Source organism: Pseudomonas sp. HC1(2025), from assembly GCF_058742075.1.
In genome coordinates this window covers 2,466,586-2,479,024 of the sequence record NZ_CP196017.1, presented here as the reverse complement: position 1 = coordinate 2,479,024, position 12,439 = coordinate 2,466,586, and the positions used below count along the sequence as shown (strand labels likewise).

Genomic DNA, 12,439 nt, shown 5'->3' with positions numbered 1-12,439 from the left:
GCTAGGACGCGACCGCCACCTGGTTGCGCCCCATGGCCTTGGCGCGGTACAGGGCCTTGTCGGCGCTGTTCAGTAAATGCTGCAAGTCGTCACCCACGGCATGGGTCGAGGCCACGCCCAGGCTCGCGGTCAGGTCCAGCCCAGGGTCGGTAGTCAGGCCCGCAATGGCCAGGATCAGTTGCTCGCCGATCTCCCGGGCCACTTCCAGGGTGGTGTCTGGCAACAACACCGCAAACTCCTCGCCCCCCAGGCGCCCGTACACGTCAGCCTGGCGGAACGACGCCCTGATCACCTGGCCAATCTGCCGTAACACCCGGTCTCCAGCCTGGTGGCCGTAGGTATCGTTGATCGTCTTGAAGTGATCCATATCCAGCATCAGCGCGCTCAGTGGCTGGTGCGTACGCTTGCATTGGTCATACAGCACCTGGGCCTGCTCGAAAAACGCCCGGCGGTTCATCAGCCCGGTGAGTTCGTCGGTCTGGGCGGCGCGCGTTGAAATACTGTGGGCCCGCTCTATTTCGCGGGTCAGGCGAAACGCCGTCTCCAGTGCCTGCGACAACTTGCGCGAGGCGCCCACGACAAATGACGAGAACACTAGCACCGCGACCGCCATGCCCGTCTGCATCTTGGACGGTTGAAGCAGCAGCCACAGGGTACAGGGCAACAACACCAGGGCCATGGACACTATGGTCATGTACCGATAGGCCGAGTAGCACGAGACCGCGCTGACCGACATGCCCACGGCAAAGAGCATGACCAGCGCCTGGGTCAACCGGTCATCGGCGGGCATCACCGCAAAGGCGCCCAGCCCCCAGATTCCAGCCGACAGCACCAGGGTGAGCCAATAATGCCGCTCCCAACGTTGCGGCGTGCGCTCATTTTTGGGGCTGCGAAAATACTGGAGGAACATCGACAAACGCAGCAGCGACGAGCCGGCCAGCAATGCCAGCCAGCCGATCATCAGGCGCGGTTCAAGCCGGTCCCAGCACAGCCAGCACAGCATGCCAGCGGCCAGATAGCTGCCAAAAACCGCAGAAAAGGATTGGCGAAACAGCTGATGCAAGCGGTCGGTACGCACCTGCTCTTCGATAAACAAATCCTGGTCCTGCTCACGCCCAAGGCCATTCATTTGATTCGCCTGATCCCTAGTGCTGCGACAAAATGGCATTGTGGCACCCTGCCAGCACGCAGAACAGCAAAATCACCTGCCTGTGTCGCGGCAAACACCGGTGTTAAAGCCTTTGGATTATCACCATCACTGGCAAGCCAGGTTTCGCAGTTTAGTCTATGGGGCCTCAATCCTGAGCCATGGCCAACGAGCCTGATAGCTCTTGGCCTTGTGCTCGAACAGCTCTGGCTGCGGGGTGATGGGGTTGAGTCGAAGTATTCCCTGCCCGATGTCGGCCAGGCCGTAGGGCGCATAGATTTCGCCAGTGTCCACGGCCAAGGCGATACAGGTGCCCGCCACCAGGTAGCGATCCACCCCGCCACGGGCTGTGTGCAACTGCGGGTAAGGCATGCCGAACCGCTGTGGATACCACAGGTGCACGCGCGCCTGGTTCCTCACTTCAATGTTCGCATCCAGGTCGCGCAAGAGTTCGCTGGCGCGCTCAATCACCTCATTCTCGGCTTCCCAGGACATATCGGTGTCAAAGTAGAACACGTCGTAATCCTTCACCCCCCAATCGGGGCTGAGCCCGGCCTGATGATTCCATACCGCCTGGAACAGGCAACCCGCCGTCAACAGGCATTGGTCCAGGCCAAGGGCTGGCAGACGCGCGGTCAATTGAGCGTTGATGGGGTTGGCCATCGCCAGCTCGACCAGCCTCTGGGCCGTCAGTTTCATCTGCATTCCCTTGCCGTTCCTGTATTGAAAACGCACGTTATACCAGGGTTTCATCAACCCTTGAGCGCCGCCTCGATGCCCGCGATGTCGATTTTCACCATGCCCATCATTGCACCGAATGCACGCTTGGCCGCCGCGGGGTCGGGATGGATGATCGCCGCCATGAGCATGCGCGGGGTGATTTGCCAGGAAAGGCCCCACTTGTCGCGGCACCAGCCACAGGCAACTTCCTCGCCGCCATTGCCGACAATCGCCTGCCACAGGCGATCCGTCTCAGCCTGGTCGTCAGTGGCCACCTGGAATGAAAACGCCTGGTTGTGCTGGACACCCGATCCGCCATTGAGGCCCAGGCATGGGATGCCCATGACGGTGAACTCCACGGTCAGCACATCGCCCTGCTTGCCCGCGGGATAGTCGCCCGGCGCCTTGTGTACGGCCTCGACTATGCTGTCCGGGAATGTGGCGGCGTAGAACCTGGCAGCCTCCAGTGCGGCGCCGTCGAACCAGAGGCAGATGGTGTTTTTATGGGGCATCTGGAGTCTCCAAAAAGGAAAGTGAGCCCTTGAGTCTAGCCCCTGTTTTCCAACATCAGCGCGTGCTGCGTGACGCCGACCTCATCTCCAGCCACGAGAGCGCACGTGCGGCGCTCATGGGCCGCGCGCAGAGATAGCCCTGCCCCTGATGGCAACCCAACTTGAGCAAGCGTTGGCGCTGGCTTTCGTGCTCTACGCCTTCGACCACGACCGCCATATCCAGCGCTTCAGCCAAGGCCAGGGTGCTGCTGATCACCGCACGGTTGCGGGGGCTGCGGTCAAGGTCGCGAACGAAGCGCGCATCGAGCTTGATTTCGGTGAACGGTAACTGGCACAGGCGCTCCAGTGAGGAGTAGCCGATACCAAAGTCATCGATGGACAGGCCGGCCCCCATCATCCGCAGGCGGATCAAGGTTTCGAGCACCCTGGGAGAGACTTCCAGCAGGCCGCTTTCGGTGATTTCGAAAGTCAGGCGCGACGCAGGTATGGCGTAGCGCTCCAGCGCCTTGCACAGCTGTGGCAGCAGTGACTCATTAGACAGTTGCTCGGCCTCCAGATTAAACGCCAGGGACAGCACGTGCCCTTGTGCCTGCGCCGTTTGCACAAAGGCCAACGCCTGTTCCAGCAGGGCAAAAAACAAAGGGTCCATCAGCCCGAACTGGCTGACCTGCGGCAGGAAATCCGCCGGGCATAGCACGCCGTACTGCGGATGCTCCCAGCGCGCGAGCACTTCAAGGCTGCCGACTTCACCGCTCGCCAAATTGAACTTGGGTTGAAAGAACGCCTTGAGCTCATGCCCTGCAATGGCCTGTTCCAGGCCGGCCTGGCTGGCGAGCGTGTGGCGTGCCTTCTGAGCGGCATGCCCGGGGGCGACAGTGGTTTCCAGGTATCGGCTTAAGAGCGGGGTGATCGCCCCTGCGCGCACTGGCACATCGACATACCCGAGGACACTGACCCCCAGCATGCCGACCATACGGTCGATGGCGTCTTGCAGGTCGGGGGCAAGCACGCTGCAAATGATGAGCGACTTGACCCGGCGGGTACGGCTGAGCAATTCGAGCGTAGTGAGCCCCTGCATGCCCGTCTCGTCCAACGCACAGAGCACGATATCCACCGGTCCTGCATGGTCCAGCAACTGCAGCGCAGCCTTCACGTCGGCCACGCCCTCCACGCTGTCACAGCCGGCGTCCTTGAAGGCCTGAATGGCAACGAGCTGCTTGAAGGGGTGCTCTTCGAGGACCAGAACACGAATCGGTAGAAAGGACATGACACATCACAGATGAGATAGAAGTGCGCTCATTCTCACGACATCTCCTACCGACGTATTTAGGAAAGCTCTTAAATGGAAAGCGAAAAATCCATGGTTTGAAAACGCCGCCAATCAACTGTGGGAGTTGACTGGCCAGCGAATCATTACCCTACAGGTCGTAGCGCAACGCCAGGCCCACTGTGCGCGGTGCGCCCACATCGACGATATCGCCGCTGCGGTTGTTGGTGATGTATTCCTTGTCGAAGGCGTTTTTCACGAAGCCGGAGAGCGCGACATTCTTGGTGACTTTGTACTCGGTGCTGAAGTTGACCAGCCAGTAGTTGTCGCTGCGGCGCTCGCCCGTGACTTTGCCTGCAGTATCGAACTCATACTCCGACGGCGCGGTGCTCTGGTACACCAGGTCGGTGTTCAGGGTCAGGCGCTCGTTCCAGCGGTAGAGGCCGCCCAGGGACAATTTGTACTTGGGCGAATAGAGGAAGTCCTCGCCGCTCATATCGCGGCCATCACCGGTCACGAAGTCCTTGTACTTGCCTGCGGTGATCGAGCCACCGGCAGTCAGGGTCAACTGCGCGCCGAGGTCTTTCTCGACAAACACTTCCAGGCCCTTGATATCGCTGCTGCCGGCGTTGAACACCTGGACGAAGTCGGTGTTGCGCTCGAGCACGCTGACCTGCTGGTCTTTCCAGTCGGTGTAGTACAGGTTGGCACGGGTCCGCAGGGTTTTGTCGAAGAACGAGCCACGGTAGGACAGCTCGTAGTTGGTGGTGTATTCCGGGTCGTAGCCTTCGTGGCCGCCACCGGCACGCACGTTGACGCCACCACCGCGATAGCCTTTTTGCACCATCACGCCAAGGTACTGGTTAGCGGCCAGTTCGTAATCGAGGCCCAGTTTCGGCAGGAGCGCATCAAACGACTTGCTGACCTTGCCAGGGCTGGAGAAATCGTCCTGTTTGATGTGGGTGTCGTTGGTTTCGTGGTCGTAGCGCAGGCCGGTGATCAAGGTCCACTGCGGGGCGAATGTCCAGTTGATTTCACCGAACACAGCCTTGCTTTCAATGGTGGTCTCGCCCTTGGCGGTGCCGAACAGGACGTTATTGAACAACAGGCGGTCGTGGAAGTTGTTGGTGTTGTGGCCGTAGTAGGCGCCGACAAAACTCTTGAGCGTGTCGCCGCTGTAGTTCAGGCGCAGTTCCTGGCTGAACAGGTCGCCATCCTGGGTGCGCAACACCACTTGGTTGGCGTCGGCGGACTGGTCGAAATCCAGGCGCGCGTCGTAGTCGGAACGGGTATTGGCGGTCAGGCTGGTCAGCGACCAGTTGTCGTCCAGGCGGTAGTCCACCTTGGCGCTGAGCGTGTCCTGCTCGAGCTTGTCATAGGCCTTGGTGTTGGACGTCATCTTGTAATAACGGATCTTGTCGTTCTGGCGCATCGCCGAGTTGTCACCCTTGCGGCTTTCGCTATGGGCGTAGGTCAGCAGCACATCCAGATCGTCGTTGGGCAGGATCAGCAGCTTGCCCCGGGCATTGGCGGTGCGGTTAGGGTTGGCGTCGTCATGCAGGGCGACGTTGTCGATGTAGCCGTCGCCCTCCTGGTAATCCACGGCAATGCGCCCGGCGATCTTGTCATCGACCAGCGCGCCGCCACCGGCCACCGCTGCACCGCGCTCGCCATAGGTGCCCATGTTGGTGCGCGCGGAAAAACTCGGTTCGAAGGTCGGGTTGCGGGTCTGGATCACCACCGCGCCGGCCAGCGAGTTACGGCCCTGGGTGGTGGATTGCGGGCCGAGGAACACTTCGACCTGGTCGACGTCCCACAGCGGCATCGGGCTGAGGGTCAGGGCGCGGTTCGGTTGCACGGCGCCGTCGACGAATACCGACACCGCACCGTTGAGCGTGGCCGGGCCCTGGTCGTCGAAACCGGAGACGGGCACGCCGCGAATCCCCCAGTTTTCATTACCGGACTGGTTGTACACACCTGGCGTACGCGCAAACACATCCACCAGGTCACGGTCGTGCTTTTCACGCAGTTGCTGGTCGGTCACCACCACCACGCTGGACTGGGTCTGCTCCAGGCTACGGTTGATCTTTTCACCGGTGACGGTGATCGGCGCAATCTCCAGAGCACTCGCAGGTTCTGCGGCCCACGCAGCGTTGCCCAGGCAGATCGCCGAACCCACTGCCACCGCCATTGTCGTTTTGTTGAAATTCACGCCCTGCTCCCCTACGCCTGTTTTTGTTTTTTCTGATGCTCAGAACGCTGTTTGTGCCCAGCGGGCGCGAGTCTAATCCAATCTTGAATTTAAAGAAATACAATTGATAACGACTCTCATTCACTTGCAGCGATCACGTTGTATCGCTACCGATACTCACGGATTCATGGCGCCTCTGCCCTGTTGACCGATCTAAAAGGGGCCGTTAACATCCGCACAACCTACCGACCGGTAGGATGTTTTAGTATCTGGAGTCTGTATGAATTCGCAACCCACCCCCGGGGTTCCCCTGAGGCTGGCTATCGGCCTGGGACTGATCGGCGCCCTCGGCCCGTCGGCTGTCGATATGTACTTGTCGAGCCTGCCCGAAATTGCCCGCGAGTATCAGAGCAGCTTCGCCAGCGTGCAGTTGACCCTGACGTTCTTCCTCCTGGCCATGGGCGCTGGCCAGTTGATCTTCGGGCCCATCGTCGACGCCTACGGACGCCGCCGCCCCCTACTGGCCGGCCTTGTGGTGTTTACCCTGTGCTCGTTGGGTGCGGCGTGGGCGCCAACCCTTGAAACCTTGATCGCCCTGCGCTTCGTCCAGGGACTTGGCAGCGCACTGACGCTGGTCGTGATCATGAGCATGGTGCGGGATGTCAGCGAAGGCGTAGCCGCGACCAAGCTCTTTGCATTGCTGATGACCATCGAAGGGGTTGCGCCGATCTTCGCCCCGGCACTGGGCGGGGTGATCGATACCCACTACGGTTGGCGTGCGGTGATGCTGGTACTCGCCGCGTTTGGCCTGGCAGTGCTGGGCAACAGTTGGCTGTCGCTGCCGGAAACCCTGCCCGCCAGCCACCGGGAACCGCTGCGCCTGGGCGCCGCATGCCGGACGTACCTGACGATTGCCAGGGACCGGCACTTCCTGCGCCCGACCCTCGCCGTGGCCGCGGTGTTCTTCTTTCTGTTTGCCTACATCGGCGGCGCAACCCTGGTCTACCAACAGACCTACGGCCTGAGCCCGCAAGCCTTTGGCATGCTGTTCGGCGTGACCGGCGTAGCCATCCTGATCGGGGCGATGAGCGCCGGGAAGCTGGTCAGCCGCCTGGGCTTGAACCGTCTGTCGATGATCGGCGTGACGTGCATGGCCGCAGGTTCGGCAATCGCGGTGGTTTGCACCCTGACCACCCTGGGCCTGCCCGGTATAGTGGCAGGCATGGCCATCGCCCTGTTTGGCCTGGGCATCGCCGAATCCACGCTGATGTCGCTGGTCATGTCTTCGCAAAAACGCGCGCTGGGCTCAACTGCCGCACTGCTGGGCGCGTTCCAACTGTCGATCTCCGCCAGTGCAACGCCACTGTCGGCATTGGCCCTGAACCATGGACCGGTGGCCTGGGCCACGCTGCTGTTGGCCAGTGCGTTGCTGACCTGCCTACTGACAACGCTCAGCCTCCCTCGGGGTGCAGGCGCAGCCTATGACCTGACCGGGCACTGATTGAGGAACCCCACCATGACATCCAACACCCTGACCTCGGCCGCCGAACGCATCGCGTACCTGGCGCTGGACCAATTTGCCGAGCATGGTTACGACGCGGCCTCGCTGAATGACATCGCCGTACGCGCGGGCATCAAGAAGGCCTCGCTGTACGCCCACTTTGCCAGCAAGGACGCGCTCTACGGGGTCGTGCTCGAACTTGCCTTGCAGGCCGAGCGCGACTACGTGCAAAGCCAGTTTGCAAAAAACGCCCGTTCGATCAAGGCCCCCGGCGAGGTCTACATCGACAACCTGCAGCGCCGCTACAGCGCCCATGCATCCCTGCGGTTCTTGTTGAGGGCCGCGTTTTACCCACCGGCGCCGCTGAGGGGCGTGGTCATGTCCGGATTCAATGACTATATGGCCATGATCCGCAGCCACTTCCAGCAGGGGCTACTCAAAGCCTATCCGGCCGTAGACGAACAGACCGGGGAAGTACTGGCGCAGGCCTACCTGGTGATGATCGACAGCCTGCATGTAGAGCTGACCTACGGTGATGCACAGGCCTACTCGCGCCGACTGGAGGCGCTGCAACGGTTGTCACGGGCGGTGGGTTACGCTGAGATTATTCGTCGGTTGCGTGAGTAAGTATCTGATAGGGCTTGGCGAACATCTCGCACAAGCCCCCTCGGTTTACTTGTTCACCTGCCTGTCTCGTTCAATGCGTATCGAATGACACTGGGGACACAACAACCCCAACCGCACCGCACGAGTGAAACGGTGCTCACACTTCTTGCAACGGAAGAAGTACGGAGGGCCGTCGATAAAACCACTCATGACTGTTTCTTTTTAAGGACCATTTTTCCCTTCTCAAAGGAGATCTCCTCGTAGCCTTTGAACAGGGCGATGATCAGACCCAGGCCAAGAGACGCCGCAGCAATAATGGCTGCTATCTCAAGTCCCGTCAGTGCCGCGATAGGTGCCGCCGCCGCCATCGATAGCCCACCGGTAAAAGGCACAGCCGCCAGTGCGGCAGTCAACAACCCAACGGTGATCGTTCCCGCTACCGCAATCTTCTTGGACGACTTGAGCTTGTCTGCAAGCTCACCTTGGACAGTGATCTGCTCGTAACCGGCATTCTTGGCAGATTCAAGTTCCGTTTTGGTTCTCACCGTGATGACGCGCATGTCACTACCCTACTCGATTGATCTAAACGTAGATGATCGCACAATGCCATGCGCTAAACAGCTGCTACAACGCCTGCGCGATGCCAGCCTTGAAAGTGCGCCAGGGCGTCGCATGCCCCTCCAGGGAAAATGTAGATCACTGATATAGCGGGCTTTTTTTCAAAGCTGACACGCCCGATCGAGCAGAAAAAGAGCACATGCAAACTTGCGCCAAGGTGCCTGGATCTATATATTCCCTAGCCTGCTGCACCGCTCAAGCGCTTTGTTCGACAAAGCCTATTGAGTTGCTTCATCGCGCTGCCGCCCGAATGGCGAAACTGGTAGACGCATGGGACTTAAAATCCCCCGCTCGTAAGGGCGTCCCGGTTCGATTCCGGGTTCGGGCACCATAGATATCAAGGGCTTGCATGATGAACTTCATGCAGGCCCTTATCTTTTCTGTTCCGCTATTTGACTAGTGGCGCCGCAAATCCCTCGCCTGCGAACTCTCGACATCCCGCAAACTCGCAAACTCAAGAACCACCGTAAAACGCTGTTGCTCAAGAATCACATCAATCTGCCAGCCCAGTTTTGCGCACAGCTGCCGCATCAACTGCAGCCCCAGGCCGTAGCCGTAATCGCTGGATTCCTCCCTCGGCTTGGCCTCCCTGATGTGGTTGGCAATTACCAGGCGCGGGTAGTTGAAGCTGATTTCTACCTGGCCCTCTTCCGCGTATTGCAGGGCGTTGCGCAGGAAGTTACCGATCACGATGCGGCACGCGGTGGGGGGTAGTCGGCAGGGTTCGCTGTGGATGTCGACAAGCAGCTCGATATCACGATTGCCGATCAGGTAGCGATGCTTGTTAATCAGCTCGCCGACCAACGCGCTCAGGTCGATGTCTTCTTCGGGCAGCGGTTCGGGACGTTCGCGGCTCATCCACAGCAAGGTCTCGGCGATAAGTTGCATGTTCAACACCGAGCGTTCGATACGCTGCAGGGAGGATGGCAGGACACCGCCGGCCTGCAGGGCCAGCAGTTCTATATTGGCCTTGAGCACCGCCAGCGGGGTTCGCAGTTCATGGCTGGTGTAGCGCAACAGGCGGCCTTCACGCTGGCTGGCGGCCTGCACTTGCTCGACACTCTGGGCCAGGGCGTCGGCCAGGGTATTGAACTCCTTGAAGCTGAAATCCGGGCGCGCGCTGGCCATTGCGTCAGGGTTTTTCAGGGTGCTGGACCATTGCACCAGGCGCCCCAGCGGCCGCACCAGCCACCAGACCAACAGGGCGATGATGATCAGCGCCGGCACGAACACCGCCAGGCTGACGAACACCACGCCTTGCAGCACCTGGTCAAAGTAGGCATCGGACAGCGGCGTCTCGACCTCGCCGCCCTCTTCGTGGTCATGGTCGATGTCATACATATAGAGGGTCTTGCCGTCGCCCAGGTCTTGGGAAAGAACCGCCCGGACCTCGGCGTCGTCGTCATCGGAGTCGGTATCACCGAACACCTGCACGGCACCGAAAGACATGCTCGGCGGCGCCTTGAGCAACTCACGCACGCTCGCCGGCAAGGCTTCCTTGCCAATGACGCCCTCGAAGAAGTAGTTGTGCGGAGGGGGTGTGGTCGGGTCCTTTTTATAGTGCCTGATGAAGTACTGCGCCTCTTCTTCCATCATCGCACTGGCGGTGTAGAGCAGGCCGCGCACGGTGTATACCGGCAATAGTTGACTGTAGATCAGTAACACCACGGCAATCAGCAGCAGGAAGCTGCCGCTGATCACCCACTTCAAGCTCAAGCCGTTACGCATGGGGTTTTACCTGGATACCGACCCCAGGCAGGGTGTGGATCAACGGCCGGCCGAAGGGTTTGTCTACCGCCTTGCGCAGTCGATGCATGTGCACTTTGAGGGTATTGCTGTCCGGCGGTTCGTCGCCCCAGACTGAAGTTTCCAGGCGTTCCCGGGGGACGGGTTCAGGGCTGGCGCGCATCAGGTATTCCAGCAAGGTCCAGCAGATGGGTGACAAATGCAGCGCCTGCCCGGCGCGACTGACTTTGCGGGTGGTGAGGTCCATCACCAGATCGTCTACCTGCAGGCGGCTGGTCTGGCTGCTGCGGCGCATGCTCAGGGCGCGAACCCTGGCCACCAGCTCGGCCAGCTCGAATGGCTTGACCAGATAGTCGTCAGCGCCCGCTGCAAAGCTGGCGAGCTTGTCCGAGAGCGCGTCCAGTGAAGTGAGCATGAGGATGGGCGTCTGGATGCCTTGCTGGCGCAACCGCTCGCACACCTGCTGGCCGTCGAGGCGCGGCAACATGATGTCCAGGAGAATGACGTCGTAATGCTGGGCGAGTGCCAGGTTAAGGCCAGCCTGGCCATTAGTGACGTGGTCGCAGACCATGCCGCTGATCTCCAGGTACTCGATGACGGTGGTGGCCAGATCCAGGTTGTCCTCGACCAGCAGCAGGTGAATATGCACTAAAAAGTCCCCTCGGACGGGTGTTGCGCAGAGGAGTGAAGGATAACGGAAGTCGAGCGATTTCCAGCGGATGTTTACCTCGCGTTAACCCGGCACTCTCTAAGCTGGGGCTCTTCAAATCCTGAGGTCAGCACCGTCATGAACCTTTATGCGATCGTCAAAAGAGTCCTGTTGGCCCTGATTTTATTCGCCCTGATGGCCAGCGTCCTGCCTTCGCGGGGGCAGTTGGTCAACCTGGGGGGCGGTAGCGGGTTCCTGGTGGGCCAGAGCATCGAGCAGGCAGCTGCATGCTGTGTCGCCAGTGCATTGCGATAAGGCGGGGGCCAGCTACACCTGGCAGTTGGTGCTATGCCTGGGGCTGATTGTGGGCGTGTCGCTTGCCATGGGGGCCTACATCGTCCAGTTGAATGCGCGCGTTGATAAGCAACGAGAACTGTCGCCGGTATACCTGCACCAATGTGGCAGCGGGCGCGGCGGTTTTATTGTGTACCGCGACGGCAGGCGCAGCAGTGATGACTGCTACCCCATCGACGAAGCTCAATCGCCGGGCATCGAACAGATGCGCGACCAGCCAGGCCCGCACCGCGCGCAGTGGTTCAAATACATCCTGCCTGCCGTCGAAAGCCTGCGCCGGCTGGACGCCAATCCCAGGCGCGCTAAAGTTGCCCGGACAGTCTGATCGGCACCTCCACGCCCCAGCCGAAACCTCGGTACAGCAGCGTGCAAGCTGCATCTGATACGCTTTTTTCTTTAACACCTGCATCTGTACCGAACAGACCACAACCGTGACAATGGCTCATCGGCAGGAACTCTCCAGCCGCCCTTCTTCCTTTTGGAGGCCCCATGGCTAAGATGGCATTTTTTCTTCTCGGGTTTCTGGCACTGACCGTTGGAATCGGCCTGCTGGCTACGATCTCGCCGGTCTGAAACCCGGGTCAAGGTGCGCGTGATACACCGCTGTACCCAGCGCACGATTTGGCGTGTTTAACCGCTAGTTGATCAACTCGGGATGGACGCTCATCAGGCTGTCTGGCTTGTCCTTGAGGCCATTGCAACAGACGTAGCCATTATGCAGATAGAGCCCCGGGTATTTTTTAAAGCTCACGGGGTCGAGGGTCACGTATCTCGCATTACTCCAGCCCGAATAGGCGTAGAGGTAGCTGCGGTCGGTAAACGAAAGATACTCTGCGGTATCGACCGTCATAATGTACCAATTCCCGTCGCCATAACTGATAACCAGGAATTTCGAGGCCTGGTTAATATCCTTGGTGGTCATGACGTATCCGCTGGACATCATCAAGTACCTGGCTGGGTTAACCGAGTTGTCTTTGAGATAGGCCAACTGAGAGGGCGGGGCTTTGAACCCCTCTGCAGAACCTCCGGCTTCGGGATGGGGTTGCAACGCGTCCGCGCCCGGCGGGCTGATGAGTTCCTTAGACATTGGGTGACACTCCATTGACTCAAGATTGATGGTTTAACGAC

Annotated in this window: 13 protein-coding genes and 1 tRNA gene; 5 read left to right on the top strand and 9 right to left on the bottom strand. The window is 60.0% G+C overall.

What is annotated here, in order from left to right; all coding sequences use genetic code 11:
• Position 1: 1 nt before the first annotated feature.
• The 5 genes from ACSSVH_RS11295 to ACSSVH_RS11275 all read right to left on the bottom strand — a co-directional run bounded on the left by ACSSVH_RS11295 (position 2) and on the right by ACSSVH_RS11275 (position 5,858).
• Complete coding sequence (locus ACSSVH_RS11295; protein ID WP_169957045.1) at positions 2-1,129, bottom strand: GGDEF domain-containing protein; 1,128 nt, start codon at positions 1,127-1,129, stop codon at positions 2-4.
• A 156-nt stretch (positions 1,130-1,285) separates the two neighbouring features.
• Positions 1,286-1,846, bottom strand: coding sequence for a nucleotidyltransferase family protein (locus tag ACSSVH_RS11290; RefSeq protein WP_170043220.1), 561 nt, complete (start codon positions 1,844-1,846; stop codon positions 1,286-1,288).
• Positions 1,847-1,899: 53 nt separating this feature from the next.
• Positions 1,900-2,379, bottom strand: a complete 480-nt coding sequence (locus tag ACSSVH_RS11285; RefSeq protein ID WP_492634551.1) for a VOC family protein — start codon at positions 2,377-2,379, stop codon at positions 1,900-1,902.
• 55 nt (positions 2,380-2,434) lie between these two features.
• Entirely contained in the window at positions 2,435-3,646 is a 1,212-nt protein-coding gene (locus tag ACSSVH_RS11280) for an EAL domain-containing response regulator (protein WP_492634550.1), read from the bottom strand.
• 151 nt (positions 3,647-3,797) lie between these two features.
• Complete coding sequence (locus ACSSVH_RS11275; RefSeq protein ID WP_492634549.1) at positions 3,798-5,858, bottom strand: TonB-dependent receptor; 2,061 nt, start codon at positions 5,856-5,858, stop codon at positions 3,798-3,800.
• A gap of 259 nt (positions 5,859-6,117) precedes the next feature.
• On the opposite strand from ACSSVH_RS11275, the gene ACSSVH_RS11270 reads away from it, so the two are divergent.
• Both ACSSVH_RS11270 and ACSSVH_RS11265 read left to right on the top strand, forming a co-directional pair.
• Positions 6,118-7,338: a multidrug effflux MFS transporter gene (locus tag ACSSVH_RS11270; RefSeq protein ID WP_169957040.1), complete on the top strand. Its 1,221-nt coding sequence runs from the start codon at positions 6,118-6,120 to the stop codon at positions 7,336-7,338.
• Positions 7,339-7,353: 15 nt separating this feature from the next.
• Complete coding sequence (locus ACSSVH_RS11265; protein ID WP_432755623.1) at positions 7,354-7,965, top strand: TetR/AcrR family transcriptional regulator; 612 nt, start codon at positions 7,354-7,356, stop codon at positions 7,963-7,965.
• Positions 7,966-8,150: 185 nt separating this feature from the next.
• Here ACSSVH_RS11265 and ACSSVH_RS11260 read toward each other — a convergent pair whose 3' ends face one another.
• Positions 8,151-8,504: a hypothetical protein gene (locus tag ACSSVH_RS11260; RefSeq protein ID WP_169957038.1), complete on the bottom strand. Its 354-nt coding sequence runs from the start codon at positions 8,502-8,504 to the stop codon at positions 8,151-8,153.
• 302 nt (positions 8,505-8,806) lie between these two features.
• Here ACSSVH_RS11260 and ACSSVH_RS11255 point away from each other — a divergent pair.
• Positions 8,807-8,893 (top strand) — tRNA-Leu (locus tag ACSSVH_RS11255).
• A 65-nt stretch (positions 8,894-8,958) separates the two neighbouring features.
• Here the strand turns inward: ACSSVH_RS11255 and ACSSVH_RS11250 are convergent.
• Together ACSSVH_RS11250 and ACSSVH_RS11245 are read right to left on the bottom strand one after the other, a co-directional pair.
• A complete protein-coding gene (locus ACSSVH_RS11250) occupies positions 8,959-10,290 on the bottom strand; it encodes a sensor histidine kinase (RefSeq protein WP_492634548.1) in 1,332 nt (443 codons plus the stop codon).
• A complete protein-coding gene (locus ACSSVH_RS11245; RefSeq protein WP_432755616.1) occupies positions 10,283-10,957 on the bottom strand; it encodes a response regulator transcription factor in 675 nt (224 codons plus the stop codon). The genes ACSSVH_RS11250 and ACSSVH_RS11245 overlap by 8 nt, the downstream gene beginning before the upstream one ends.
• Positions 10,958-11,095: 138 nt before the next feature.
• Between ACSSVH_RS11245 and ACSSVH_RS11240 the strand changes: the two genes are divergently transcribed.
• Both ACSSVH_RS11240 and ACSSVH_RS11235 read left to right on the top strand, forming a co-directional pair.
• The gene (locus ACSSVH_RS11240) at positions 11,096-11,272 is read left to right on the top strand and encodes a hypothetical protein (protein ID WP_169956971.1); all 177 of its coding nucleotides are present in this window, start codon (positions 11,096-11,098) and stop codon (positions 11,270-11,272) included.
• Positions 11,250-11,636, top strand: a complete 387-nt coding sequence (locus ACSSVH_RS11235; RefSeq protein ID WP_170043215.1) for a hypothetical protein — start codon at positions 11,250-11,252, stop codon at positions 11,634-11,636. Before ACSSVH_RS11240 ends, ACSSVH_RS11235 begins: the two co-directional genes overlap by 23 nt.
• Positions 11,637-11,948: 312 nt before the next feature.
• Here the strand turns inward: ACSSVH_RS11235 and ACSSVH_RS11230 are convergent, their stop codons facing one another.
• On the bottom strand, positions 11,949-12,398 hold the full coding sequence (locus tag ACSSVH_RS11230; RefSeq protein WP_170043214.1) for a hypothetical protein: 450 nt from the start codon (positions 12,396-12,398) through the stop codon (positions 11,949-11,951).
• Between the last annotated feature and the right edge of the window lie 41 nt (positions 12,399-12,439).

Bases quoted from the DNA above. Each gene is read 5' to 3' on its own strand.
- ACSSVH_RS11295 (WP_169957045.1), bottom strand. From the start codon at position 1,129: ATGAATGGCCTTGGGCGTGAGCAGGACCAGGATTTGTTTATCGAAGAG.
- ACSSVH_RS11290 (WP_170043220.1), bottom strand. From the start codon at position 1,846: ATGAAACTGACGGCCCAGAGGCTGGTCGAGCTGGCGATGGCCAACCCC.
- ACSSVH_RS11285 (WP_492634551.1), bottom strand. From the start codon at position 2,379: ATGCCCCATAAAAACACCATCTGCCTCTGGTTCGACGGCGCCGCACTG.
- ACSSVH_RS11280 (WP_492634550.1), bottom strand. From the start codon at position 3,646: ATGTCCTTTCTACCGATTCGTGTTCTGGTCCTCGAAGAGCACCCCTTC.
- ACSSVH_RS11270 (WP_169957040.1), top strand. From the start codon at position 6,118: ATGAATTCGCAACCCACCCCCGGGGTTCCCCTGAGGCTGGCTATCGGC.
- ACSSVH_RS11265 (WP_432755623.1), top strand. From the start codon at position 7,354: ATGACATCCAACACCCTGACCTCGGCCGCCGAACGCATCGCGTACCTG.
- ACSSVH_RS11260 (WP_169957038.1), bottom strand. From the start codon at position 8,504: ATGCGCGTCATCACGGTGAGAACCAAAACGGAACTTGAATCTGCCAAG.
- ACSSVH_RS11250 (WP_492634548.1), bottom strand. From the start codon at position 10,290: ATGCGTAACGGCTTGAGCTTGAAGTGGGTGATCAGCGGCAGCTTCCTG.
- ACSSVH_RS11240 (WP_169956971.1), top strand. From the start codon at position 11,096: ATGAACCTTTATGCGATCGTCAAAAGAGTCCTGTTGGCCCTGATTTTA.
- ACSSVH_RS11230 (WP_170043214.1), bottom strand. From the start codon at position 12,398: ATGTCTAAGGAACTCATCAGCCCGCCGGGCGCGGACGCGTTGCAACCC.